Origin of the sequence: Myroides albus (assembly GCF_009711045.1) — a bacterium.
GTDB lineage: Bacteria > Bacteroidota > Bacteroidia > Flavobacteriales > Flavobacteriaceae > Flavobacterium > Flavobacterium album_A.
In genome coordinates this window covers 80,618-106,441 of the sequence record NZ_WMJX01000010.1, presented here as the reverse complement: position 1 = coordinate 106,441, position 25,824 = coordinate 80,618, and the positions used below count along the sequence as shown (strand labels likewise).

Here is a 25,824-nt window from a genome sequence, read left to right as displayed (position 1 = left end):
AGACGGGGTTTTGTTTTTTAGGCTTTTTAGACAGCCTCTCTTTATTTTTTATTGCTTACTTTGAATTAACAATTCAGTCAACATATTCATTTTGTTTTTATACATTTCTGATATGTCATTGTTTTCATATAAATCCATATTGCTGATAGGAATAGAATAAGGTAGTGACCAAGCTCTTAATGCCTTCGCGATATTGTCTAAGGACTGTATCCCTTGCATCGCTTGATTTCCTGCCGACCAGCAAGTAAATCCTACTACTTTATTTGTCAAATAAGCTGGTGTGTCTTTTGACGTGATTTCCAGCCAATCTATCGCATTTTTCATTACGCCAGTTAAACTTCCATGATATAGAGGAGTTAACCAAATCATGATGTCTGCCGAACGGAAAGCGTTTGCAAAGTCCAAAACATCATCAGGGATATCCTGCATGAGTTTTGCTTGAAATATAGGGATCTGATAATCAGATAAGTGAATTTGCTGGACTTCAACATTAGCTTTTATGAATTGATCTGCGTAGTATTGTGCTATACGTCTCGATGTACGAAATGATTCTTCATCTAAAGAACCATTAAAAATTAAAGCTTTCATAAAACTATTTTGAATATTTTACGGACTAAGGTATGACAATTATTTGAGAGAATAAGTTTATGCAAAATGCTTTGTACAGTGCGTCTACATTTGTCAAAAATTAAAAATAATAAAAATAAAATGCTTAATTATTAATTTGTAATTGATTTTATAATTTCTTTCTCAATAATGCCAAACATTAAAATAATTTTATTGTTTTCATATAAATTCAATGTTTGCTCAGCTATATCAAAATAATATGTTTTGTTTGAAAGCAATGAAATGAAATTCTGACTTTGCTTATCAATTGTGTGAATGTTTTTAAGTAAAAAGACATCGTAAAAGGTGATTTTCGTTTTCTTTTTATTAATCGAAAACTTTACTTCGAAATAAGCATTCTTATTATAACCCGTTACCGTTTGTTTTTGGAAGTCAAAGATTAAATATTCAGAAAAGTCTTTGTCGCTATCTCCTTTGTATTGAATCAGTTTCCATGCGTATTTTCCCATATACTTTAACATGGGGTTTTCGTCTTCTCTTACAAAGGATAGCTCTGTTTTATCTTTAGTTAAGAGTGTTAGCTCATCGTTATTTTGTTTTGATATCGTAAACTTTGCCTTTGTTAGTAAGGAGAGAATATCACAGTCTTTAGTAAAAAGTGAATCAACACATTTGTGATTTGTAGCAATTGATTTTCTTGTTTTTATTTTGATGGGGTTATGATTGAATTTCTTTAGCGATTTTATGCTAATTTGAAAAATGTTACACCCGTTGTTGCCGTGGATTTTGAAATTGCTATCGTCTATGCGTATATAAATCGGTTGTTCGGAATTGACTTCTTGGTTATTTATCTTTTGTAAAACCCATTTTGTGCGATAGATATCATTTGTTTTTTCTTCAATATGGCTGGCAATACTGTTTTTATCTATTTGTGCAAATACACTTGGTGGTGTTGAACACAACAAGGCGAATAAGATTAAAAAGTGTTTCATAGTCAATTGATTTTGAAAATATAATATAAGTAAAAACTTGCGATAGTCTTTAAGTAAAAATACATAAACTTGACTTCTATAGCCAATAAAAACAACTGTTTTTATTCAATTTGTTAGAGATAATTCTAAAATTGAAGTGTAAAAACAATAATTAATTGTACTTTTACTCCCCAAACACAACTCTTTTTTATATGAATCCAAAAGTATTACTTACTTCAAAAGAGATTGATATTATTCTACATCGTTTGGCTTGTCAATTAGTAGAAAATCATTTAGATTTTTCAAATACTCTTCTTATTGGTATTCAACCACGTGGTAAGTTCTTAGCAGAGCGAATTAAAGCTATTATTGAAAAAGAATATAACATATCTGATATTCCCTTGGGATTTTTAGATATTACTTTCTTTCGCGATGACTTTAGAAGAAATCAAAAACCTCTTGAAGCGAATAAAACACAGATTGATTTTCTTGTTGAAGACAAGAAAGTCGTTTTTATTGATGATGTATTGTTTACAGGGCGAAGTATTCGTTCTGCATTGACTGCAATACAATCTTTTGGTCGTCCAGCTGAAGTAGAACTACTGGTTTTAATTGACAGAAGATTTAGTCGCCATTTGCCAATTCAGCCTGATTATAGAGGTCGTCAAGTAGATGCCTTTAATGAGGAGTCAGTGCGTGTACATTGGTCAGAAGACGGAATGTCAGATAGTGTTTATATACAGCAAAGTTTATCAATCTAACTATTAAATTTACTTACTTAAGCAATGAAAGAATTAAGTGTAAATCACCTTTTAGGTATCAAATATATAACTAAGAACGATATTGATTTAATCTTTGAAACAGCAGATCATTTTAAAGAAGTCATTAATCGACCTATTAAAAAAGTTCCTTCTTTAAGGGATATTACAATTGCAAATATCTTTTTTGAGAATAGTACACGTACAAAACTATCTTTTGAATTAGCACAAAAGCGTCTTTCTGCGGATGTGATTAGTTTTTCAGCGGCCCAATCTTCTGTGAAAAAGGGAGAAACGCTAATCGATACGGTGAACAATATCTTGGCAATGAAAGTGGATATGGTCGTGATGCGTCATAACAATCCTGGTGCAGCTTATTTTTTGTCTAAAAATGTCAATGCAAGTATAATTAATGCTGGAGATGGTGCCCATGAGCATCCAACCCAAGCTTTGTTAGACAGTTACTCTATTCGCGAAAAGTTGGGTGACGTAGCAGGTAAGAAAGTTGTTATTGTAGGAGATATTCTACATTCACGTGTGGCATTGTCTAATATTTTCGCTTTGCAGATGCAAGGGGCTGAGGTAAGAGTATGTGGTCCAAAAACATTAATTCCTAAGCATATTGAAAGCCTTGGTGTTAAGGTAGAGTCTAACTTGAGAAAAGCTTTAGGATGGTGTGACGTTGCTAATATGCTTCGCGTTCAAAATGAGCGCTTAGATTTTAGTTACTTTCCCAATACAAGAGAGTACGCACAACAATATGGATTGACTAAAGAAATTTTGGACTCCCTGGATAAAGAGATTGTAGTGATGCATCCAGGCCCTATTAATAGAGGAGTTGAGATTACTTCAGATGTAGCAGATTCACAGCAATCAGTGATTTTAGATCAAGTGGAGAATGGAGTTGCAGTGCGTATGGCTGTTATCTATTTATTAGCATCAAAAATTAAATAATTAAAGCCAGCCATTTTGTTGGCTTATTTTATACCTATAGAGCACGGCATACAGCACAATATTCACTGTGCTGTATGCCGTGTTTTTCTATATTTTATTATTTGGTAGGGGTATGGTTAACCTATTAAACTTATCATTCTCGAAGTATATTTCGTCAAAAGTAATATGGCAACTTTTGTCTTTATTACTTATCTCCGACGTCACGTATTCTCAGAAGATAGAACAAGTCCTTTTGGACAAAAGAAATAAGAATAAGGCATGTCATACGAAAACCTTTCCTGTCTATTTGCTATGAAGGAGTGTTGAGTCTTATTATTCGGTTTTGAAGGAAGAGTAAGAGCGATATTGTAAGAAACAAATCTAATTGTACGGGCGGCTAAAAGTGGTACGGTAATCATCGTTCCATTTCTTTAAGCTGAAGTGCTTTCGCTTGGATTAGAAAAGAGGTGTAACACTATATTAGGTCAAATTATAGAAGATGTAAGGGGGAAACACGAGCTTAGGGATCAGTGTCTTTGCGTAGGGTAATTTTTGATTGACGGATAAACGAATGAGTAGAGGAGTTGGCCCATGCAAATGCTATAGAAAGTTTAGATTTTCTCTGTGAATTAGCACGCTTAGGTCATGATCAAGTAGGTTTTATCACTGTATCGAATAAAGGGGTTCTTGCGTATCCCCAGTTGTGTCATCTACTTACTTGGTCGGTTGTGAATACTTGTGAATTGGTTTAAAGATTATTCAGCAGTAAATAATAATAAAAATGTATATTTGTGTTGTACTTCATTGTTAGTCAATTATTTTGATTGGTTTAATTGGTTTGAGAAGTAAACGAATCAAAGTACATAACCTTCTTTTTGTTTTGTAAAAAACACCATTTTAAAGCAAATCTATTCTTCGCATTTTGCATTCTTTTTTTTGATGATTATTAAAAGTTCGTACCCTGTAATCCCTGTGTTTTTGGGCTTTTTCTCGGTGTTTGTTCGGTATCTCTTCGGAAAAAGCCTTGTTTTTCGAACATCTTCCGAAGAATCTCCGAACAAAGGTTCTGTAAACCTCGATGAAGTATTGATTTTATTGGGTTTAAGAACTGATTTGAGCTGCTTTAATCTACTTTTTTAGCTATTTTTATAGTTCATTTTGAGAGGAGTAAAAAATACTATCTATGGACTGTCTGTATATCTATGAATGATATAAATCAAATATTTTACTCTATTGATAAACATCGTTATTTGTTACTACATCGTGATAAGCATCTATAGGTTACCTCTGCGATTGTGATTAATGAAGATATTTTTGCTCTACTATATGATAGTATTTATATTCGTTTTATATTAGCTAAATCAAATTAAGACTTATACTATGAAATTAAAAGAAAAAGGTCATACTATCATTGTTTCAAGTAATGAAGTAACAATAGAGGAGTTTGTCAAGAAGGTGGAAGCGCAGTACAGTGATAGTTTTAAAAAAGCGAATATAATTATTGATTTGAGTCATAATAAGGATATTGTAGAGGAGGAATCTTTAGTTTTATTTGAGGATTTAGCAATCTCACATATGGAAGAGGCTAATAAATCATTCGTCATTGTAGTACCTGATATTGATTTTAATGATTTTGATGGAGATTTAATAGTTGTGCGTACACTACAAGAGGCACATGACTTAATTGAAATGGACGAAATTCAAAGAGATTTAGGATTCTAAATAAAGTAAATAATATATGAAAAGGCTTAAGTAATTAAGCCTTTTCTTTTTGTAATCTGTGGGCTATTTTTGTAAATTACAACCTGAAATAGTAAAAATACAATATATTGAAACTTACCATATTAGGCTGTTATGCAGCTACTCCTCGAACAATAACAAATCCTACTTCTCAAGTTTTAGAGATGAATGGGCATATGTTTTTGATAGATGCAGGTGAAGGAACTCAAGTACAGCTAAGACGCAGAAAGCTTAAGTTTCAGCGTATTAATCATATTTTTATATCCCATTTGCACGGGGATCACTTTTACGGATTGATAGGGCTTGTTTCCACTTTTATGTTGCTTAATAGACAGGCAGATCTACATATTTATGGACCAAAGGGGATAAAAGAGGTGATACTGTTACAACTTCGCTTGTCAAATTCTTTTACGGGATACAAATTGTTCTTCCATGAATTGACCAGTAAGGAAAGTGAAGTCGTTTTTGAAGATGATAAAGTAGTTGTAAGGACGATTCCATTAGATCATCGCGTGTATACCAACGGTTACTTGTTTGAATCAAAACCAGGTGATCGTCGTCTGAGAATTGGTGCCATTGAGGATTTGGGGATTGATAGATGTTACTATCAAAAAATAAAAAATGGTGGAGATATTACTTTAGAAGATGGTACAGTAGTGAAAAATAGCGATATAACCTATGATCCGGATCCAACTGAGAGTTATGCTTTTTGTTCAGATACTTGTTATTCAGAGCAGATAGTACCTATCATCAAGGATGTAAAAGTGTTGTATCACGAGAGTACTTTTTTAGATTCAGAAGAGCATTATACGGAGAAAACCAAGCATTGTACCGCTAAGGAAGCAGCTAAGATTGCTACACTGGCTAATGCAGGAACTTTGATATTAGGGCATTATTCTACGCGTTATAGTGACATTACACTCTTTAAGAAAGAAGCAGAAACTGTCTTTAAAGGCAATATTCTAAATGGTGATGATGGAGCTGTTTTTAACTTATAAATGTATTTACTTATGAGTGATTTAAAAGATTATAGAAAATCATATGAAAAAAATGTGCTTTTAGAAAGTACAATAGATGAGAATCCAATGATGCAATTCCGCAAGTGGTTTTGCGAAGTGGAAGACTTTGGTGGAGTAGACGAGGTAAATGCGATGACTGTTTCTTCGATTGGCTTAGATGGTTTTCCAAAGTCAAGGGTTGTTCTGCTAAAGTCTTATGACGAGAATGGTTTTGTTTTTTATACGAATTACAATTCAGAAAAAGGCAAAGCGATCTTGGCTAATCCACATATATGTTTGTCTTTTTTCTGGGCTTCTATGGAAAGACAAGTTATTATAAAAGGTATAGCTACTAAAGCTTCTGATATTCAGTCAGACAATTACTTTGATTCTCGTCCTTTAGGAAGTCGTATTGGTGCGATTGTATCTAATCAAAGTGAAGTGATTTCTTCTCACGAAGTTTTGGAAAGAGAAATGGAGCGTGTAGAGAAAGAGGTTGCCCTACAGGGAATCAAACGACCAAGTAATTGGGGAGGGTTTGTAGTGAAGCCAATTTCTATTGAGTTTTGGCAAGGTAGACCAAATCGTCTACACGATAGAATACGCTATACTTTGACTGAGGATGAATTAGACTGGAAGATTGAGCGATTGGCTCCATAAATACGATTGGTGTATGAAGAGAGTAATGAAGATTATTTTTGTTGTTGTAACCTTAGGGGTTATGGGATGGGCATTTTTTGAGCAGACAAAAGAGCAACCTAATGTATGGATACAAATAGTGGCAGTGATTTTGTTTTTTGCTGCAATGTCGCGTTTAACTCGTAGGACAGCAAGTAATTCAACTATCGAAAGTCCTGCTGAAAGAGAGTTTAATACTGGAATTAAAAAAGATTTGATTGAATTAGATAAAGAAGATCAAAAGGATGCTAAATAAAGGAGATTATGTACATGTTCTTGATGAGAATGAAGAAGGTACAGTGATAAAGGTTCAGGGAGATTTAATTACCATTGAGACAAAAGATGGTTTTGTATTGAACTATAGTGAGAGAGAACTCTTAAAGGTCAACCGCGAAGCAGTTGATGAAATAAGTTCAGCAACGAGTAGAGGAATGATAGAAGATGCCTTACAAGACAAGGTAGGTCCTAAAAAGCGTTCTTTTACGAAAGAAAAGCGATCTCGAAAAGATGAATTTGTACTCGAAGTAGATTTGCACATCGAAAAATTGACTAAAGATTACGCTCGTTTAGAAAAGTACGATATGTTAACACTGCAGTTAGATGCTGCAAGAGGGCAGTTAGAGTTCGCTATTCGAAATAGAATACCGAGAATCGTCTTTATTCACGGTGTAGGTGAGGGGATATTAAAAGCAGAGTTAGAGTACCTGTTTAGTCGATATCCAGAAGTGGTAGCAGAAGATGCAAATTATCAAAAGTATGGCTTAGGTGCAACTCAAATTTACATCAAGCAAAACCCAAGATAAGCATATATTTAAAAAGGGCATTTTTAATTTATAAAAATGCCCTTTTCTATTTTAATTAATGCTGTATTAGCAACATTCTACTATTGTACAGAAATCGTCTGCAATTAAAGCAGCTCCTCCTATAAGTCCACCATCTACATCTGGTTTGGAAAATATCTCTTTAGCATTTGATGCCTTAACACTTCCTCCATATAAAATTGAAGTGTTTTCAGCTACTGTTTTATCGTATTTTCTTTCAATTTCTTGACGAATAAAAGCGTGTATTTCTTGCGCTTGATCAGGAGATGCTGTCATACCTGTACCAATAGCCCATACAGGCTCATAAGCAATGACAATATTCTTCCATTGTTCTTTTGACAAATGGAAAAGCCCATCTTTGAGTTGATTAAAAATTACATTCAAGTATTGTTTACTTTCTCTGTCTTTTAATTCTTCTCCGATACAGTAGATTACGCGCATATCGTGTCTTAAAGCTGTATTAACCTTATCAGCTAAGATAGCATCAGTTTCATGAAAATACTGTCTTCTCTCAGAGTGTCCTAAGATTACGATATCTACTCCTACACTTTTTAGCATTTGAGCAGATATTTCCCCAGTAAATGCACCTCCTTCAGCTTGGTGCATGTTTTGTGCTGCAACTTGAATATTTGTTCCTTCAAGGTGAGCAACAGCACTACCTAAATTAGTAAACGTTGGAGCAACAATAACTTCAACTTCTTTTCCAGCTGGTAACTTTTCGATTAACTCATCCAAAAGTTTATGTGTTTCTGCATAAGTTTTATGCATTTTCCAGTTTCCGGCAACGATAGCATGTCTCATAATTACTGTATTTTTTTTAATGTTTCTTTTATTTCGTCAAAGCTTTTTTCAGTCGCATTGTAAAGCGCGATCTTTGATTCTTTGTCTACTACTATATACCTTGGTATCCAATTGAGATCAAGTGATTTTCCAAAATCACCTTTCATTCCCTTTCCTTCTGTAGAGAAGTATTGTTCACCGTCGATTCCGTATTTTTCGATAGCTTCTTTCCAAGCTTGTTCTGTTTTGTCCAAAGATAGATTTACAAAAACAGTTTCCGTGTATTCTGCTTTAATTTCTTTTAAGGCAGGAATTGCTTTAATACAATCAGGGCACCATGCAGCCCAGATATCGATTAATATAGCTTTTCCTTTATACTTAGCTAAGATTTGTTCTAAAGTGATTGTATTGCCTTCTAAATCGATAAAATCTTGTTCTAATGCTCTTGTAGCAAAAGTTGTATTGTCTTTCTTTATCTCTTGTGTTTCTTCTTGCTTAGCAGAAACTTCAGTTTGGGGTGTTTCTGTATTGTTGTTTTTTTGATTACACGCAGTAAATGCGAAAGCAACCAAGGCTATTGTGAAAAGAAGTTTTTTCATTAATAAAATATATTAGTTTAACTTAATTCTTGGGTCTAAATAAGCGTATATCAAATCTACTAAAATTGTTATGATTACGAAAGTACTTGCGATAATTAAAACAGCTCCCATAATCACAGGTAAGTCAAGGGTGTTTAAGGCTTGGACAATTTCTTTTCCCAGGCCATTCCAGCCAAATATATATTCTACAAAGACTGCTCCTGCAAGCATTGAAGCAAACCATCCTGAGAGTGTTGTTACAACTGGGTTAAGAGAGTTTCGGATTGCGTGTCGTTTAATTATCTTAGACATTGGCAATCCTTTGGCTTTGGCTGTTCGAATGTAATCTTGATTTAGTGTTTCCAATAGGGAGTTTCTCATTAATTGAGTAACTACAGCCAAGGGTCTTATTCCTAATACGATAGCTGGGAGTATGCAATTCTTTAAGGCAAGGGTTTTTCCTTCTCCAAAGTCATCTATTTCATATAGACTACCTATCATTGGCAGTCCTGTGTATTCATGGAGGATGAAGCCAAATATCCAGGCAAATAGTATTGCGCTAAAAAAAGAAGGCAAACTCATGCCAAATGTACTTACTAATGCAATCAATCGATCCACCCAAGTGTTTTTAAAAAGTGCAGAAATAACACCTAATAATACACCTGCAAAAAGGGCAAGACTAATGGCTAAAAACGATAATATAACTGTGTTTGGCAGTGTTTCTCCGATAATTGTACTTACTTTTTTGTCTGTTTTTTGGAAGCTTTCTCTCAGATAAGGAAACTTTATTTTCAGAGCAATCTCTTTGGTACGCATAATCTGCATACTGGTGTATTTGCCATTGTCATAAGTGAAATCTCCTTCGGTAGTACTGTGAAGCGAAATAGGAGATAGGTCATTTAAGTACAATAAATATTGTGTTGTGAGTGACTTATCAAATCCATATTTTTTCTTAACAGCTAACAGTTGTTCAGGGTTTTCGTTTTGGTCTAACATCATTCTGGCCGGATCGCCAGGCAGAATATTGAATAGTAAAAAAACAACAGTGACTACCCCAAATAGGGTAGCCATTGCATATATAATTTTTTTTATAAAATAACTTAACAAGGAAAACTGTTATTATAAGTTGACATTTTTTCTATCATTCCAGTGTTTTTTCTCAACGATAACACCTTTGTTTAATACTACTATACTTGGGTTTGCTCTTTCAATTGTTTTTAGAGTTGTTCCGTCGCATGTATAATACTCAAAAGGCAATTGGAAATCCTTTATAGTCTTGTCAATTTTCTCTTGAGAAGAAGCAGTCATACCAATTACTTTATAATTATTGACAATTGCTTTATTGGCAAAGTCTTTCATGTGTTTTAATCCTTCAGTATCTGCTTTATCTAAGTCATAACTGATAATTAACACCAATTTAGGTTCTGCCATTAATTCAGCTGTGTGATCTTCTCCGTCCTTATCCATACTAAAGTCGTGAATTGGGGGAATGTAGCCTGCTGAAATTTGGAAATCTTCTCTGCGGATAAACTTAGAACCTTCAGGAATATTGCCTAACTCCTTATCTGTAAATTTCTTTTCTTCACCATCTACTTCGTAATAAAAGTTCATTTCATATTTAGCTCTTGGCGCATCTTCAGGTATTTCCATCCCTTTCATAATATCTGTACCTACTTTGTATGCTCTAAAGTCTTTCAACGGCAAGTGGTTCAATACCCAATATCCCATAAAAGAACACAGTAAAAGAACAACGAGCATTATGATATTGTTAGTAGAGCGCTTAAAGAGAGGGGTGATATATTCTCCTCCTTTTAAAAGGATTAGAATGAATATCAGTAGTATAATATCCTTTGTAAACGATCCCCAAGGGGTAAGGGGAACAGCATCACCAAAACATCCACAGTCAGTCACTTTGTTGAAAAAAGCAGAATAGAACGTCAAGAATGTGAAAAATAGAATCATTAAGAAAAGTGACCATAGTGTCAATTTTCGCTTATAGCCAATTAATAGAGCGGCACCTAATAAAACTTCTGCAATGACGATTATAACGGCTAATGCTAAAGCATAAGGTATTAGAAAAGGAAGGTCTAATACTTCTGTAGAAAAGTACTCCTCCAGCTTAAAAGAGAACCCCGAAGGGTCATTTAATTTTACTAATCCGGAGAGTATAAATAAGACTCCTACAAAAAGTCGCGATAATTGAGTTAGTACTTTCATAACAATTTATTTTGTGGTAAGGTTTGTATTATTTAGTGTTGACAAGGTCTAAGTGAATTAAAGCAAATACAGAGTAGTTCAACATATCATGATAGTTGGCATCTATTCCTTCAGAAACAATTGTTTTTCCTTTGTTTCCTTCAATTGATTTGACACGTAAGAGTTTCTGTAAGATCAAATCCGTTAAAGAGCTCACTCTTAGATCTCTCCAAGCTTCGCCATAATCGTGGTTTTTGTTTTCCATTAAAGCCTTGCAAATTGCAACTTGTTTGTCATATAATGAGATGGCTTCTTCTGCAGTTAAATCAGGTAGATTTGCTACGCCTTTTTCAAGGTTGATTAGTGCCATAATACAGTAATTAATAATCCCAATAAACTCAGGTATTTCACCTTCATCTACTTTGCGGACTTCATTTTCTTGAATACTTCTTATGCGTTGTGCTTTGATATAGATTTGGTCAGTTAGTGAAGGTAAGCGCATTATTCTCCATGCACATCCATAATCTGTCATCTTTTTTGTATATAAATCTTTGCATATCGCAATTACTTGGTCAAATTGGTCAGAAGTCGTATTCATTTGGATTATATTTGTATTATATTTTTCCAAAAATACTAATTATACCTCCTCTTTGAAAGTATAAAATTGTAATTTGGACTAAATATTCACATAAAATTACTAAAAAGTTAGTTACAATACACAATGACAATTAATTGTAAAGGAGAAATCATCGATTTATCCTCTCCAAAGATTATGGGAATATTAAATGTAACTCCCAATTCTTTCTTTGATGGAGGAAAGTATAAGACAGATTCAGCTTTTCTTAAACAAGCTGAAAAAATGATTAAAGAAGGTGCTGATTTTATCGATATTGGAGCTTATTCGAGTAAACCAAGTGCAGATTACTTAAGTGAATACGAGGAGATTAGTCGGCTTATTCCTGTTATTGATCTCTTATTGAGAGAATTTCCTAAACTGTATTTATCTATCGATACTTTTAGAGCTAAAGTGGCAAAAGAGAGTGTTGTAGCAGGAGCTGCCATTATCAATGATATTGCTGCAGGATTCTTAGATGAACAAATGATGAAGGTGGTGGGTGAGTTAAGAGTTCCTTACATTATGATGCATATGAGAGGTAATCCACAAACCATGCAATCACTAACGTCGTATGAGGATCTTGTAAAAGATATTAGATCTTATTTCGCAGAGCGAATCGCCAAAGCAAGAGAATGTAAGATCAATGATATTATTTTAGATCCGGGATTTGGCTTCGCAAAGACCTTGCCTCAAAATTATGAGTTGATGGCAAAATTAGAGTTGTTTGATGTTTTTGAATTGCCTATTTTAGTTGGGATTTCTAGAAAGTCAATGATCTATAAATTATTAGAATCCTCTCCTTCTGAAGCACTGAATGGTACAACGGTTTTGAACACAATTGCTTTGCAAAAAGGTGCAAAAATCTTGCGTGTGCACGATGTAAAAGAAGCAGTAGAGAGCAGAGAAATATTAAAACAATTAGCTATATGAAAAAATTACTGTTATTCTTACTTCCAGCTTTGTTAGTTTTGGGGAGTTGTAATAGAAAACAAATGTTGCTTACAAGGGCTTCACATACTGTTCTGGAAGGTGTAGATGATCATTCCTATATTTATATAGAGTATGACGAAGATACAAAAGGTGCTTATTTGAATGAAACTAATAGAATTGCAGGTACAAATTATTTATTTGCTATTGAGCGAGAACTCAATCTCTTAGATGTAGCTAAGATGGTAAAAAAGGTTAAGGATCACAAGTATGATCAAGAAAATATGCACAGTGATGAGAAAGGCGTATTCTACATCTATGTCGATTCTCTACACAAGAACAGAGCTTGGTTTCCATTTAAAGATATAAATTTCGCATTTACTGGTCCAACAGCATTAGAAAATGTTGTTTACGTTGAGGGTGCAAATGATTTTATCTTCGAAGGAAATAAAATGAATAGAGAAGAATTGATGACTTCTATTCAACAACGAGATAGTATTCAACTGGGTTTTAATAAAGAACTTAGCTTTGAAACTTATCTTCAAGTTCGCGTATTATTAGAGGAAAAAGAAATTAGCGCTAAATTCCAACAAAGTGATTTAGTATATTAAACTATTGAATAATTGAATATTAAGAGACGCAACTATGTATTGTGTCTCTTTGTGTTTTTATGTGCAATTTTTAAAAAGTGATTTGTAATAATCGATTGCAAAAATCGTTATAGAAATATGCATAAGCATTAAAAGTATGAGTATTTGTAAATTGTTGAGCTTATTTTCATTTGTTTTAGTCGGGGTGGGGGTGCATGCGCAAAGAGGAAATGCTGCTCAGATGTATATTGAATATGCAAAAGGATACAATGGCAGTGATATCATGACAGAATTGCGAATGAAAAGCATAGATACCACGATTACTAAATATTATCAAGCTGTTATACCTGTTTCGGATAAGGATCCATGGACCAATAAGGTTGTCTATTCTACAAAAAAAGAAAAGGATAAGTTTATTATCAATCGAATTGTCTATAGTAAAGAGATTGAAGGTTCGTCTAATCGCGTAAATATGAGTTCTAAGAGTGTATATACGAATGGCTATGGAAAAAACAGTCTATTTACAATAAAGACAAGCACGTATTTAGAGAACGGATGGATGAGTTACTACGAGATAGGCGATAGCAAGAGTGTAATCTCTTGTTATGATTCAACAGGTAAGTTATTAAGTAAAACTTCAGGCTGTTTAGATACCGAAGAAGATTTTTTTGAGTCAATGGATTTAGCACAAAGTGTTGCTTTTCTTTTGAAGCTTACGGAGCAACGTATTCTGAAAGAAATTGCGTTTAAACAAGATACTCCACTGGTAATGGTTTTTACAATAGACCCTGTTTCCAAAAAGAAGAATCTGTACTTTAGTGACTTAGTACCTTATGGGATATCAAAAGAGAAAATCGAATTAATCCAAACAGCTTATAAAAGTTTGTTCTTTCAATTAGACATGGATTTGTTTACTTATCCACGCTATTTGAACGGGCAAAAAGCAGTATTGAGATATCCAATCCCCGTTAGTTTTAAAGCGTCACAAGGGGTTAGTAAGCACTAAGTGAGCGCCAAATGGAGGTGATTAAATAGTAAGCTTACTGATGGTGATAAGGTTCATTTTTCAAAATCGTAAAACCTCGATAAATTTGCTCAATGATAAATAAGCGAATCATTTGATGTGAAAAAGTCATACGCGAGAGGGAGATTTTTCCCTTTGCACTTGCGTATACGCTTTCTGAAAACCCATAAGGCCCTCCTATGACAAAAACTAAAGTTTTGATTCCTGTATTCATTCTTTTTTGCAATTCCTCAGAGAATCCCATACTGGAAAATTCCTTTCCATTCTCGTCCAATAATACTAAGTAATCTGTAGGAGATATCTTAGATAAAATCAACTCACCTTCTTTTTGTTTTTGTTGGGCTTCAGATAAGTTTTTTACATTCTTAATGTCAGGGATAATTTCTAAATCAAACTTGATATAAAAAGACAGTCTTTTGGTATATTCGTCAATCAATATTTGTAGAGGTTTACTATCTGTCTTTCCTATAGCGATTAGCTTGATGTTCATGTTTTGTTTTTTTGCAAAAGTAATTTTTTATTTTCTAAAATCAGAATTGATTTTGCGAAAGTATGTACTCCGTTTTTAGACAGAAAACTTACTGACTATTTCCAGTATTTACCTTTTTTAGAAATAAGGTGTTGTTTTTAAATAAGTTACTGCTTGTCTTTTGGTTTTATTGCTCTGTGCTACTTTGCATGGATCGAATAACAAAGTGAATTTACTTTAAAGTGTAATTAAGTAAAGGGAATACAAGTAAGATGAGGAAATAAAAAAATCTGTTTGGGATGACTCCAAAACAGATTTTTAATATTTGACCGTTATCGATGTACTATCTCTTCACTATGCAATGTTATTTGAAAAAAGGATAGTCTTATCGGATAAATTATTGTTCTTCAACTTGTCCAACATCAAAGCTTTTCATCACTTGTATGTCTTCGTATTGGTCTTTTTGTAAAAGGATATCGACAACAGATACTTTGTGTACGAGTTTTCTTTCTCCTTCAACAGGGTTTGTCCAGCGTGATTCAATTTGTATTTTACCGTTCCTTGCAACCCATAGTTCCAATAATGTATTGGTATTGGCCTCACTTGATCCTGGTATATCTCCTTTGTATTTACATACTTGATCAATATTGATACCAGCTCTTTTGTAATGTTTAAAACTTACTTTTCTATTTTCGTTTAAGTCAATGGTTTTAACTGTTTCGTCAGTAGGGAAATCTTCCGGTTTAAGGTCTAAAATAATAGCTTCTCTATCTGATAAACCAATATATTGATCATTACATGTATTGATGTTCTTCAGCGAATTATCACTGTTGTTGAAATTGAAAGAAAGAGTTCTATTTTCATAGGTATTCGTTCCAAAATACATTTTATCATACTTGATATTCGTGTTTGCATCTACAAAGTTAATGTTCAAAAGCGTAAAGGAATACTGATAGGTAAGTGTAGTCGTATTGCTTGTACTCGATTCGTTGTTTTTGACGTGAATCATGCGCTCAATTCTAACTGTACCTCCTGGTGAAGTCGGAATACTCTGCGTGACATTTGGAAATGCGGGAGCAGGGATATTGCAAATGTTAGATTGGTCAAGTTTAGCACTGTATTTTCTGTATTCTAATGAAGTAGAAGTACCATCAATATTTACATCGACTAATCTCTGTCCTGGATCTGACATAATAGTATTCGTGTCAAGAATCATAATCAGCGCTTCAGTTTCTTGAATCTTGTAATATATTTTTTCGGCACCAATATTAGTACATTTACTTACAGTGGTGTTTTTGCTGAAGTCTATGTCCTTGTATACAACATCTCCATCATCGCAAGAGCTTAAAAATGTTAGAGATATTAAGCTTAGTGCACAAATAATTTTTTTCATAATATGGTCTAATGAATCATAAAGAGCAAAAATAGTTTTTTCTTTGTATATAACATCATTTTTAAGTGTTTAATAGCATATTTAGTTATCTTTGAAAATGTTAAATTTAATGTAAATACATTGTGCCTTATGAGCTCATCTTCTATCAAAACAAATTATCCTGCGCTGTACACTTTAGTTACAGTTTTTTTCTTTTGGGGATTTTTTGCAGCGGGTAATAGCATTTTTATACCCTTTTGTAAAGCCTTTTTTCACTTAGATCAGTTTCAATCTCAATTGATTGATTTCTCATTTTATACAGCTTATTATCTTGGGGCTTTAATATTGTTTTTAATCAGCTCTTATAGACAGAAAGATGTTGTAAGTAGTTGGGGGTTTAAGCGATCTATTGTATATGGACTTTTATTCTCAACCATAGGGGCTGCGGCGATGATTTGGGCTGTTGAGGTAAGTGTATATGTTGCTTTGTTAGTAGGACTTTTTGTTGTGGCATTGGGTTTTTCCCTACAGCAGATTGCAGCAAATCCTTTGGCTATTGCTTTAGGTGATCCCAAAACAGGTACAAGTAGAGTGAGTTTAGGAGGTGGTATTAATTCATTGGGGACGACTATAGGTCCACTTTTAATGGCGTATGCGCTGTTTGGGACAACTAAGAGCTTGACAGATGATCAAATTCAACATTTGAGTTTGGATAAGATGGTGTTTTTATATGCCGCTGTAGGTGGTTTATTCTTACTCGCTGCTGCAATGTTTTACTTTTCTAAGAAAATTCCCGAGGGAATAAGCAATGAGAAGATTGAGCCAGCAAAGAAAGCTATTCGATTATTACTGGTAATGACTGCTTTATTAATAGCGTTGTTTATTCCGGTGTTTAGTTCTTATAATAGCGAAGATTTTTTGAAAGTTGAAAGTTTAGAGTTGGAGTATAAAGAGATAGCGTCCAAGGCGGAGAGTGAACAGCTATCTGTAGAAGCAGTAAGTGAGCAGTTGGATAGATTGCACAATCAAATTGTCGAACTCAAAGAACCTATAGAGAATAAGCGTATTATGCTATTATCTGGCGTATTGTTAGTGATCTCCGGAAGTGTTTTATTGGCTTATTTTAAAAGTAGAAAAAGTAAAGAGGGATGGGGAGCAATGCAATATCCGCAGCTATTGCTGGGAATGTTAGGTATTTTTGCATATGTAGGAGTAGAAGTAGGAATTGGTAGTAATTTGGGCGAATTGCTTAAACTTGAAGAATTTGGTTCTCTCCAATCTTCTGAAATAGCACCTTATCTATCTATGTATTGGGGAAGCTTGATGATCGGTCGTTGGGCAGGAGCTGTGAGCGTTTTTAACTTAGATAAGAGCAAGAGGTTATTCGCTTTGATTGTGGTTCCCTTTGTCGCTTATGGCGTAGTGTTGTTAGCTAATAAAATGGCTGGAAATGAAATAGAGCATTTATACTATTACAGTATTTGTGTTGCTATTCAGGTTTTGTTCTCGTTTTGGAGTAAGAATAAATCTGCGCGAACAATGATATTGTTTAGTTTGTTTGGATTGGTTTCGATGATTGTTGGACTTTTCTCCAGTGGAATGATAGCTGTATATGCATTTTTAGCAGGAGGTTTGGCGTGCAGTGTGTTATGGCCAGCCATTTTTAATATTTCGATTATGGGACTTGGCAAGTATACAGCTCAAGGTTCGTCTTTTTTAATCATGATGATTTTAGGTGGGGGAATTATACCGCCAATTCAAGGCAAAGTAGCAGATATAATTGGCATTCACCAGTCATACATCGTATGTGTGATGTGTTTTGTTTACCTTTTGGCTTTCGGTTTAATCGCCAAAAGAGTTTTAAAAGAGCAAAATATAGAAATAGACAGAATAGAATAGTAAATATAGACGAATCAAAGTTTTAAATTTTGAAAATAGAGCGGACTATTTTTTTGAGATTTACTACATTTGCGTATCGCGAAAAAAAATAATCAATAATATAATACTTCCTAACTTAGGAAAAATAATAAACCAACTAATAATGAAACAAGTATATCTTGATAATGCTGCTACAACATCCGTTCGCCCAGAGGTAATCGAAGAAATGGTGAAAGTGTTGAGAAATGATTATGGTAATCCTTCTTCTACTTATGCAATCGGAAGACATGCAAAATCATTAATAGAGAATGCTCGAAAAGTAATCGCAAAACAGTTTAATGCGACATCTTCAGAAATTATTTTTACATCATGTGGTACAGAAGCAAACAATTGGATTTTGCGTTCATGTGTGCGTGATTTAGGAGTTAAGCGAGTTATAACGACTAAATTAGAACACCATGCAGTTTTAAATACGGTAAAACAATTAAGTGCAGAGTATGGTGTAGAAGTGGTGTTTTTAAATATATTGCCAACAAGTGAAATAGATTATAATCAGTTAGAAGATTTGCTTAAGGATGAAAGTCAACCAACACTTGTTACTTTAATGCACGTGAATAATGAAGTTGGAACAGAACTTGACTTGAAGAGAGTTTCTGCGTTATGTGTTGAACACAAGGCTTTGTTTCACTGTGATACAGTACAGTCAATTGGTAAAACTCGAATTAACTTAGAGGAGTTGCCTATCGACTTTATTGTGGCAAGTGCTCATAAATTTCATGGGCCTAAGGGAATTGGTTTTGCTTTTATTAGAAAAAAGAATGTTTTGAAACCCGTTATTTTTGGAGGAGAGCAAGAAAAGGGAATGCGTGCGGGTACAGAAGGTGTTCACCAAGTAGTTGGGATGGCAAAAGCATTAGAAATGGCTTATGAGTTGTTAGATGAGGAAAGAAAGCACATCAGTGAGATAAAAGAGTATTGTAAAAAACGCTTGAGTGAAGTGTATCCAGATGTGAAGTTCAACGGAAATAATGTCGGTTTTTACAATATATTGAACGTGTTACTGCCTTTGTCGCAAGAGAAAGCAGCTATGATGTTGTTTCAATTGGATATGAAGGGAATAGCTGTGTCAAGAGGTAGTGCTTGCCAATCTGGAAGTCAAAAACCATCACATGTATTGTCTCAGTTTTTATGTGAAGAAGATTTAAAACGCCCAAGTTTAAGATTGTCTTTTAGCCATGAAAATACAAAAGAAGAAATAGATACTTTGATTGAGGTTCTTCAAGTAATCTAAGTCGAGTAAACAAATAAAAAAATCTACTATAAACCATAGTGGATTTTTTTTGTTAAATAAAGAGCCTAAAAAAAGAAATGTGTGTTTTGGAGTAAAATAACATTGTTTTACAAAAACATTAGCATTAAATTTGCGCGCAAACAACAACACACTAAATATGAGTTCAAATAATAGATACGCTTTAAGGGGAGTGTCTGCAGAAAAGGAAGATGTTCACAATGCTATAAAGAACATTGATAAAGGATTATTTCCAAAAGCGTTTTGTAAGATTATACCAGATCACTTAACGGGTGATAGTGATTATTGCTTAATAATGCATGCGGATGGAGCTGGAACAAAATCTTCATTAGCGTATATGTATTGGAAAGAAACAGGAGATTTGTCTGTTTGGAAAGGGATCGCACAAGATGCATTAATTATGAATATTGATGATCTATTGTGTGTTGGTGCAACAGATAATATTTTGTTGTCAAGTACGATAGGACGCAATAAGAACCTTGTATCAGGAGAAGTGATTTCTGCTATTATTAATGGAACGGAGGAGCTAATTAACGAATTAAAGCAATATGGTGTTACTATATACTCTACAGGGGGAGAAACTGCTGATGTGGGTGATTTAGTTCGCACTATTATCGTTGATTCTACAGTGACTGCGCGTATGAAACGCAGTGATGTAATAGATAATGCAAATATAAAAGCTGGAGATGTTATTGTAGGTTTAGAATCATTTGGTCAAGCAACCTATGAGAAGCAGTATAATGGAGGAATGGGAAGTAATGGGTTAACTTCGGCAAGACATGATGTATTTGATCATTCTTTGGCTGCTAAGTATCCGGAAAGCTATGACTCTTCTGTGCCTGAAGAATTAGTGTATTCAGGAAAAGTAAATTTAACGGATGCAGTTGAAAATTCGCCAATTGATGCTGGTAAGTTAGTGTTATCTCCAACTCGTACATATGCTCCAATTATCAAAGCTATTTTGAATAAGTACAATGCCGAACAAATTCACGGTATGGTGCACTGTAGTGGAGGAGCGCAAACTAAGATTTTACATTTTATTGATAATTTACATATTGTAAAAGATAATCTATTTGATGTACCACCTTTATTTAAACTTATACAAGAACAATCTAAGACAGATTGGCGCGAAATGTATCAAGTGTTTAACTGTGGGCATAGAATGGAATTGTATGTAAGTCAAGAAGTGGCTAATGATATTATAGCCATTTCAGAATCATTTAATGTGAAAGCAAAAATTATAGGGCGTGTTGAAGCTTCTGATAAGAAGCAATTAACTATTAGCTCGGAACACGGAACATTCATTTATTAAAAATACAAATACAAATGGCAAGGTTACTTTCGATTGATTTCGGAAAAAAACGTACTGGAATTGCTGTCACAGATGACTTTCAAATTATAGCATCTGGTTTAACAACAGTGGATACTAGTAAATTAATGGACTTTTTAAAAGATTACTTCAGCAAGGAGAAAGTTGAAAAAGTCATTATAGGCGAACCTAAACGCTTAAATAACGAACCTTCGGAGATAACCCCACTATTGAATGAATTTATAGATAAGTTTCACAAGCAGTTTCCCAATATGCCTGTTGAAAGAATAGATGAGCGTTTTACTTCAAAAATAGCTTTTCAAACGATGATTGATAGCGGTCTTAAGAAAAAACAAAGGCAAAACAAAGCCTTGATTGATGAGATTGCTGCCACAATCATTCTTCAAGATTATATGAATCAATAATTTGAGTGAATTGATTTATAATAATTTAAGAAAATTTTACCCTTTCTTAGTCTAAATATGAAGTAATTTTGTAGAGAAAATTAAATTAATAATAATGTCAAGTATACAAAAATCAGAGGCTGATGTTGTTTTGATAGGTGCTGGAATTATGAGTGCTACTCTAGGTGTCCTATTAAAAGAGCTGAAACCAAATTTAAAAATAGAGGTTATTGAGCGTCTCGACAGTACAGCTGCCGAAAGTTCCGATGCAATGAATAATGCTGGAACAGGACACTCTGCGTTTTGTGAATTAAATTATACGCCTGAAAGAGCAGATGGTACCATCGACGCTACAAAGGCTATCAATATTGTTGAGCAGTTTGAAGTTTCTCGACAATTTTGGACATACCTATTAAATAAAAATGTTTTAAAGAATCCACAGAGTTTTATCCATACTGTACCTCATATGAGTTTTGTTTGGGGAAAAAATAATGTAAATTTCTTGAGAAAACGTTACGAAGAATTACAAAAGTATCCATTGTTCCACGGTATGGAGTTTTCAGATAATCCTGAAAAAATCAAGGAATGGGCTCCATTATTAATGGAAAAGAGAGAGCTTAAAGAGAATTATGCTGCTACTTATATGCCTCTTGGAACAGATATGAATTTTGGTGATTTGACACGCCAAATGTTTCAACATTTGGAAGAAACAGATGGAGTAAATGTGACTTTTAATACTCATGTAAAGGATATTACAAGAAATGGTAAAAAGTGGCAAGTATCTTCAGTAGATAGAAAAACAGGAAGTAAGAGTGAAGTTTCGGCAGATTTTGTATTTGTAGGTGCTGGAGGTGGAGCTATTTTATTACTTCAAAAAGCAGATATTCCAGAAAGTAAAGGTTTTGGAGGTTTCCCTGTTGGAGGAGAATGGTTGGTATGTCGCAATCAAGAGATTGTTCAAAAACACTTAGCTAAAGTATATGGATTAGCTTCAGTAGGTTCGCCACCAATGTCTGTACCACACTTAGATACTCGTTTTATTGATGGTAAGCAGTGCTTGCTGTTTGGTCCTTATGCTGGTTTTTCAACTAAGTTCCTGAAAAAAGGTTCTTATTGGGACTTGCTAAAATCTTTAGAGTTTAATAATATAGGTCCTATGTTAGGAGCTGGATTGAGAAATATGGATTTGACTCGCTATTTAATTGGTGAAGTATTACAATCTAATAAATCAAGACATGAATCTCTTAGAGAATACTTTCCTGATGCGAAAGATGAAGACTGGACATTGGAACAAGCAGGTCAACGTGTACAAGTAATTAAAAAAGATGCTAAAGGTAGAGGTATCTTGCAGTTTGGTACTGAAGTTGTCGCAGCAGGTGATGGTAGTATAGCAGCATTATTAGGTGCTTCTCCAGGTGCTTCAACAGCAACTTCTATTATGGTAAAACTTCTTTCTAAGTGCTTCAAAGATGAATTTGAATCTCCAGAATGGCAAGCTAAGTTCAAAGAAATGATTCCTTCTTTTGGAATGAGTTTGAATGAACATCCAGAATTAGTGGCTCAGGTAAGAGAAAACTGTTCAAAAGCTTTAAAGGTATATCCTCATAATAAGTAATCTATTTTCAATAGCTATATAGAAGCCCTTGTGATAACAAGGGCTTTTTTTATGGGTATAACTTCCAGATCGCTATTAACCCGGATTACGCATTAGCCAAATACGACAAAGCAATTCTAGTTCATATCTTTTCATTAGTTCTAAAACCATACTATCGTATGCTTCACTTAATCATTCAGAGCTATTTTGTATAATTACTTTTCGTTTATATCTCTATCGCCTAATTTGGGATTAATTAAAACAGATGACATAGATTCTACTTTATCACTGCTTCATTTACTCTATTCCCCATGCTGTAGGATGCTTTTATCTCCCACCCAGAGCTATGTAGTATAGTTACTCTTGCTTAGTTAGCAACTGTAACTTTGAAGAAAAAAAAGCAGTTAATTAATTAACTGCTTTTGCTTCTAAAAGAAAGTGAACAAGTTCTTTTAAAAGAGTATATATATTTGGAAATATTTTACCAATTGTTCGCTATGAGGTTGATTTTGTTGTTTTTATATCTTCTGCTGGGAGTGGAACTCCAATCTTTATGCAAATTTGTTACTTTATGATTAAAGCAATAGAAGTATTTGATATGTGCGAAATCAAGTTTAATTCTTTCAATAAGCTTTGTGATTAAATCTGTACACATTAATTTCTCCTCGTTGTTAATGACAAGGTACATTATTGGAAGTTTGTTATTTGGCTTACTTGAATTTAATGTGATCTGATTTGTAGTAATCTGTCCTAAGAGCTTTTTGTTTTCGTAAATCGAGTATATGCAAAAACTTGTTCCAAAATCTTTCTTATCCGAAATTAGCTTATCGGAAAAATAAAACGGATATAGGATACCTTGGCTATTTTCATTATTAAGACTACGCTCTTTATATAGAGTGTATAATTTATTTGAATAGACAAAATCTTCTTTTTTCATTTTTGCACAATTTAAAGATACGTTTAAAGGGGATATTTATAATCCCCATTATATCTTTGTTTTAATACATCAAAGATAGTTTTAGAATTTATATTTAATATGTACCTTTAAGCTTCAATTATGTGCAATATGTTTGTTTTGTCTTAAATATTACTTAATGAAACGCGATAAGTTAACTGTACAGGCTATTCAGTCAATGTTTAACCTTTATGATCACCAAAGGGTAGAAGGGGTTTTTATTACTAATGATATGAATCAGTTGAGAAAGCATTTTTCTGGAAATCAACATTTATTTGATGGATTGATGATAGGAATGTGTTTTGATGGAAGTAATAGAATAAAAGTCAATCATTCAGAGTATTTTGGAGAAAAAGGAGATTTAATGATTCTCCTTCCGCATACCTTGATAGAATCTGAATTGATAAGTCCCGATTTTCGTACGATTACCATTGTTATTTCATTAGATTTTATTGTCTCCTATCCAATTCTACGTGATTTTATATCGAATGAATTTGTTCGCAATAATCCGATTGTCAAGCTAAGTGACTTGCAGTATTCTTTAATGATGGATTATATGAGCTTTTTACAACGATATTATTATGAGGCATTGATAACAGATAAAGAGGAGGTTTTGAGGCATTTGATATTTGCCTTAATAAGTTCAATCTCGAAAGTATATAGAACTCTACCAGAATCTTCTCGAAAATTTAAAGATCGTAAAGACAAGATTGTAGATGATTTTTATGTGTTGCTATCCCAGAACTACAAAAAAGAACGAGCGGTTTCTTTTTATGCAGATAAACTGTATTTAACGCCAAAGTATTTGACTACTGTGATTCGCGAGCGCACAGGTAAATCGATATTGGCTTGGATTAATGAAGCAGTGATTATATATGCCAAGTTTTTATTAAAAAGTACAACAATGACTATTAATGAAATAAGCCAAGAGTTGCAGTTTAGTGATGCATCTGTATTTTGTCGTTTCTTCAAGCGATATGCTCAGAAGACACCCAATGAGTATCGATTATCATCGTAGTTTTACTTAAAATAAAGCTAAATAGCAATTGTTTAATTCTAAAAAGAGGTATTTTTATACTAACAAAAAAGATATAACTATGGAAAATAAGTTTGATAACAAAGAAGGAAAGGATAGAGCAAATATATTGGATGATTTGTTTGATATGGCTAAAGAGGTAGCTGGAGATCTTTCAAAAGGCCTAAAAGAATTAGGAAATAATGCTGATAAGATAGAACAATTCTTGAAAGAGGGCATTGATACTGCTAAAGGAGAGGCTTCTGAAATTTATAGTAAAGCTAAAGAAGAAGGTGCTCAAGCTTGGTCTGAATTTAAAGGGGAATACAGTGAGGCTAAAGTGAAAGCGAAAGTAGTATATGAAAAAGCGAAAGAGGAAGGATTTAGTACATGGGAGGAGTTTAAAGAGGGCTTTAAGAATGTAAGAGAAGACGTTAAGAAAGAGAGTGAGGAAGTGGTTAATCATGTGAAAAACATGTATGAGAAAAGAAAAAATGGCGGATTTGATAGTTATGAAGATGTGACAGATCATCATCAAGAAGAAGAAAAAGATACAAGATTAGAGCATGGTGATACTAACGCTAAGAAAGAGCAATAGTATTTAGTCTACTAATAGCATTGAATAGTTTTATTAAGTGTTATTTTTATTTGTTTTTTGAATGATAATTAGTGAAGGTACTTGCAGTAAGCTATATGTTTATTTGAAAAATAATTGTAAATTAAACATATAATTAAGTAAAAAATGAGTTAGCTATGATAATGATTTATTTCCATGGGTATGGTTCGGATAAAACTTCTCGTAAATATGAAGATTGTAAAAGACTTTTTAAAAACTCCTCTAGTTTTTGTGTCGAATGGAATCCAGAATCAGATATTAAGAGTATTTTAAATGTTGTTGATGCAGAGTTATCTGAACAAGAGCAGGTAATTTTAATAGGGGATTCGACTGGAGCTAATTTAGCTTATCAACTGAGAGAAAAGAGGAAGGAAAAGGGATTGAAGTCTATATTAATTATGCTAAGTCCTTTGTTAGATTTAGATTCAAGACTCAATAGTAAATTGATATTTAGCGATAATCTCAGAGAGAGTATTCTAAAAATTAATAATCCTGAAGATGCTTTTATTATTGTGGGAAAACAAGATGAAGTATTAGACTTTGTTGATTTACAGGATAAGATTACTTACAATAGTGAAATTCTATTTGTAGAGGACTCTCATAGATTGCCGAAGTTTAGAGACTATTTAGGATATATTAATCATTATGTACAGCGAAAATTAAAGTACGAGTATTTTTAAGTAAAACACTTAAAAAAAGAATAAGTAAAAGGGAATGAGGTGTTTG

The 25,824-nt window shown here is 33.5% G+C and carries 29 protein-coding genes; 18 read left to right on the top strand and 11 right to left on the bottom strand.

Annotation, left to right across the window (positions count from 1 at the left end; all coding sequences use genetic code 11):
- Positions 1 to 48: 48 nt before the first annotated feature.
- Complete coding sequence (locus GJV76_RS06865; protein ID WP_155091903.1) at positions 49 to 588, bottom strand: NADPH-dependent FMN reductase; 540 nt, start codon at positions 586 to 588, stop codon at positions 49 to 51.
- Positions 589 to 719: 131 nt separating this feature from the next.
- The gene (locus GJV76_RS06860; protein WP_155091902.1) at positions 720 to 1,559 is read right to left on the bottom strand and encodes an META domain-containing protein; all 840 of its coding nucleotides are present in this window, start codon (positions 1,557 to 1,559) and stop codon (positions 720 to 722) included.
- Positions 1,560 to 1,750: 191 nt separating this feature from the next.
- Between GJV76_RS06860 and pyrR the strand changes: the two genes are divergently transcribed.
- On the top strand, positions 1,751 to 2,299 hold the full coding sequence (gene pyrR, locus GJV76_RS06855) for a bifunctional pyr operon transcriptional regulator/uracil phosphoribosyltransferase PyrR (protein ID WP_155091901.1): 549 nt from the start codon (positions 1,751 to 1,753) through the stop codon (positions 2,297 to 2,299).
- Positions 2,300 to 2,323: 24 nt separating this feature from the next.
- On the top strand, positions 2,324 to 3,250 hold the full coding sequence (locus tag GJV76_RS06850; RefSeq protein ID WP_155091900.1) for an aspartate carbamoyltransferase catalytic subunit: 927 nt from the start codon (positions 2,324 to 2,326) through the stop codon (positions 3,248 to 3,250).
- A gap of 200 nt (positions 3,251 to 3,450) precedes the next feature.
- On the opposite strand, the gene GJV76_RS06845 is transcribed toward GJV76_RS06850, so the two are convergent.
- Complete coding sequence (locus GJV76_RS06845) at positions 3,451 to 3,648, bottom strand: hypothetical protein (protein WP_155091899.1); 198 nt, start codon at positions 3,646 to 3,648, stop codon at positions 3,451 to 3,453.
- A gap of 961 nt (positions 3,649 to 4,609) precedes the next feature.
- On the opposite strand from GJV76_RS06845, the gene GJV76_RS06840 reads away from it, so the two are divergent.
- The 5 genes from GJV76_RS06840 to GJV76_RS06820 all read left to right on the top strand — a co-directional run bounded on the left by GJV76_RS06840 (position 4,610) and on the right by GJV76_RS06820 (position 7,448).
- Positions 4,610 to 4,951 carry a ribonuclease Z gene (locus GJV76_RS06840; protein ID WP_155091898.1) on the top strand — a complete coding sequence of 114 codons (342 nt, stop codon included), beginning with the start codon at positions 4,610 to 4,612 and terminating at the stop codon, positions 4,949 to 4,951.
- A 107-nt stretch (positions 4,952 to 5,058) separates the two neighbouring features.
- Positions 5,059 to 5,967 carry a ribonuclease Z gene (locus GJV76_RS06835; RefSeq protein WP_155091897.1) on the top strand — a complete coding sequence of 303 codons (909 nt, stop codon included), beginning with the start codon at positions 5,059 to 5,061 and terminating at the stop codon, positions 5,965 to 5,967.
- A 12-nt stretch (positions 5,968 to 5,979) separates the two neighbouring features.
- Positions 5,980 to 6,627 carry a pyridoxamine 5'-phosphate oxidase gene (gene pdxH / locus GJV76_RS06830; RefSeq protein ID WP_155091896.1) on the top strand — a complete coding sequence of 216 codons (648 nt, stop codon included), beginning with the start codon at positions 5,980 to 5,982 and terminating at the stop codon, positions 6,625 to 6,627.
- A gap of 13 nt (positions 6,628 to 6,640) precedes the next feature.
- Complete coding sequence (locus GJV76_RS06825) at positions 6,641 to 6,901, top strand: hypothetical protein (protein WP_155091895.1); 261 nt, start codon at positions 6,641 to 6,643, stop codon at positions 6,899 to 6,901.
- Positions 6,891 to 7,448, top strand: coding sequence for a Smr/MutS family protein (locus GJV76_RS06820; RefSeq protein WP_155091894.1), 558 nt, complete (start codon positions 6,891 to 6,893; stop codon positions 7,446 to 7,448). Before GJV76_RS06825 ends, GJV76_RS06820 begins: the two co-directional genes overlap by 11 nt.
- A 66-nt stretch (positions 7,449 to 7,514) precedes the next feature.
- Here the strand turns inward: GJV76_RS06820 and tpiA are convergent, their stop codons facing one another.
- Genes tpiA through GJV76_RS06795 form a run of 5 tightly spaced genes read right to left on the bottom strand, consistent with a single transcriptional unit; the run spans position 7,515 to position 11,618 of the window.
- Positions 7,515 to 8,267 (bottom strand): triose-phosphate isomerase, encoded by a 753-nt coding sequence (gene tpiA, locus GJV76_RS06815; RefSeq protein WP_155091893.1) that lies wholly within the window; start codon positions 8,265 to 8,267, stop codon positions 7,515 to 7,517.
- Between the two features lie 2 nt (positions 8,268 to 8,269).
- Entirely contained in the window at positions 8,270 to 8,845 is a 576-nt protein-coding gene (locus tag GJV76_RS06810) for a TlpA disulfide reductase family protein (RefSeq protein ID WP_155091892.1), read from the bottom strand.
- A 12-nt stretch (positions 8,846 to 8,857) separates the two neighbouring features.
- Entirely contained in the window at positions 8,858 to 9,931 is a 1,074-nt protein-coding gene (locus GJV76_RS06805) for an ABC transporter permease (protein WP_155091891.1), read from the bottom strand.
- A 12-nt stretch (positions 9,932 to 9,943) separates the two neighbouring features.
- The gene (locus tag GJV76_RS06800; RefSeq protein WP_155091890.1) at positions 9,944 to 11,041 is read right to left on the bottom strand and encodes a BT_3928 family protein; all 1,098 of its coding nucleotides are present in this window, start codon (positions 11,039 to 11,041) and stop codon (positions 9,944 to 9,946) included.
- 28 nt (positions 11,042 to 11,069) lie between these two features.
- A complete protein-coding gene (locus tag GJV76_RS06795) occupies positions 11,070 to 11,618 on the bottom strand; it encodes a DUF1599 domain-containing protein (protein ID WP_155091889.1) in 549 nt (182 codons plus the stop codon).
- A gap of 123 nt (positions 11,619 to 11,741) precedes the next feature.
- On the opposite strand from GJV76_RS06795, the gene folP reads away from it, so the two are divergent.
- From folP to GJV76_RS06780, 3 genes are all read left to right on the top strand, one after another.
- A complete protein-coding gene (gene folP / locus GJV76_RS06790) occupies positions 11,742 to 12,566 on the top strand; it encodes a dihydropteroate synthase (protein WP_155091888.1) in 825 nt (274 codons plus the stop codon).
- Positions 12,563 to 13,174, top strand: a complete 612-nt coding sequence (locus GJV76_RS06785; RefSeq protein ID WP_155091887.1) for a hypothetical protein — start codon at positions 12,563 to 12,565, stop codon at positions 13,172 to 13,174. The genes folP and GJV76_RS06785 overlap by 4 nt, the downstream gene beginning before the upstream one ends.
- Positions 13,175 to 13,310: 136 nt before the next feature.
- Positions 13,311 to 14,159, top strand: a complete 849-nt coding sequence (locus GJV76_RS06780; protein WP_155091886.1) for a hypothetical protein — start codon at positions 13,311 to 13,313, stop codon at positions 14,157 to 14,159.
- A gap of 34 nt (positions 14,160 to 14,193) precedes the next feature.
- Here GJV76_RS06780 and rlmH read toward each other — a convergent pair whose 3' ends face one another.
- Positions 14,194 to 14,667 (bottom strand): 23S rRNA (pseudouridine(1915)-N(3))-methyltransferase RlmH, encoded by a 474-nt coding sequence (gene rlmH, locus GJV76_RS06775; RefSeq protein ID WP_155091885.1) that lies wholly within the window; start codon positions 14,665 to 14,667, stop codon positions 14,194 to 14,196.
- A 376-nt stretch (positions 14,668 to 15,043) separates the two neighbouring features.
- Entirely contained in the window at positions 15,044 to 16,039 is a 996-nt protein-coding gene (locus GJV76_RS06770) for a hypothetical protein (protein ID WP_155091884.1), read from the bottom strand.
- 129 nt (positions 16,040 to 16,168) lie between these two features.
- Between GJV76_RS06770 and GJV76_RS06765 the strand changes: the two genes are divergently transcribed.
- From GJV76_RS06765 to mqo, 5 genes are all read left to right on the top strand, one after another.
- The gene (locus GJV76_RS06765; RefSeq protein WP_155091883.1) at positions 16,169 to 17,917 is read left to right on the top strand and encodes an MFS transporter; all 1,749 of its coding nucleotides are present in this window, start codon (positions 16,169 to 16,171) and stop codon (positions 17,915 to 17,917) included.
- 142 nt (positions 17,918 to 18,059) lie between these two features.
- Entirely contained in the window at positions 18,060 to 19,187 is a 1,128-nt protein-coding gene (locus tag GJV76_RS06760) for a cysteine desulfurase family protein (protein WP_155091882.1), read from the top strand.
- Between the two features lie 157 nt (positions 19,188 to 19,344).
- Entirely contained in the window at positions 19,345 to 20,517 is a 1,173-nt protein-coding gene (locus tag GJV76_RS06755; protein ID WP_155091881.1) for an AIR synthase related protein, read from the top strand.
- A gap of 14 nt (positions 20,518 to 20,531) precedes the next feature.
- Complete coding sequence (gene ruvX / locus GJV76_RS06750; RefSeq protein ID WP_155091880.1) at positions 20,532 to 20,939, top strand: Holliday junction resolvase RuvX; 408 nt, start codon at positions 20,532 to 20,534, stop codon at positions 20,937 to 20,939.
- A gap of 94 nt (positions 20,940 to 21,033) precedes the next feature.
- Positions 21,034 to 22,533, top strand: a complete 1,500-nt coding sequence (gene mqo / locus GJV76_RS06745) for a malate dehydrogenase (quinone) (RefSeq protein WP_155091879.1) — start codon at positions 21,034 to 21,036, stop codon at positions 22,531 to 22,533.
- Between the two features lie 460 nt (positions 22,534 to 22,993).
- Here mqo and GJV76_RS06740 read toward each other — a convergent pair whose 3' ends face one another.
- Positions 22,994 to 23,449 carry a hypothetical protein gene (locus tag GJV76_RS06740; RefSeq protein ID WP_155091878.1) on the bottom strand — a complete coding sequence of 152 codons (456 nt, stop codon included), beginning with the start codon at positions 23,447 to 23,449 and terminating at the stop codon, positions 22,994 to 22,996.
- 157 nt (positions 23,450 to 23,606) lie between these two features.
- Between GJV76_RS06740 and GJV76_RS06735 the strand changes: the two genes are divergently transcribed.
- The 3 genes from GJV76_RS06735 (at position 23,607) to GJV76_RS06725 (ending at position 25,778) form a co-directional block, all read left to right on the top strand.
- On the top strand, positions 23,607 to 24,485 hold the full coding sequence (locus GJV76_RS06735) for a helix-turn-helix domain-containing protein (RefSeq protein WP_155091877.1): 879 nt from the start codon (positions 23,607 to 23,609) through the stop codon (positions 24,483 to 24,485).
- Between the two features lie 79 nt (positions 24,486 to 24,564).
- The gene (locus GJV76_RS06730) at positions 24,565 to 25,080 is read left to right on the top strand and encodes a hypothetical protein (RefSeq protein ID WP_155091876.1); all 516 of its coding nucleotides are present in this window, start codon (positions 24,565 to 24,567) and stop codon (positions 25,078 to 25,080) included.
- Positions 25,081 to 25,235: 155 nt separating this feature from the next.
- A complete protein-coding gene (locus tag GJV76_RS06725) occupies positions 25,236 to 25,778 on the top strand; it encodes a YqiA/YcfP family alpha/beta fold hydrolase (protein ID WP_155091875.1) in 543 nt (180 codons plus the stop codon).
- Positions 25,779 to 25,824: the final 46 nt, after the last annotated feature.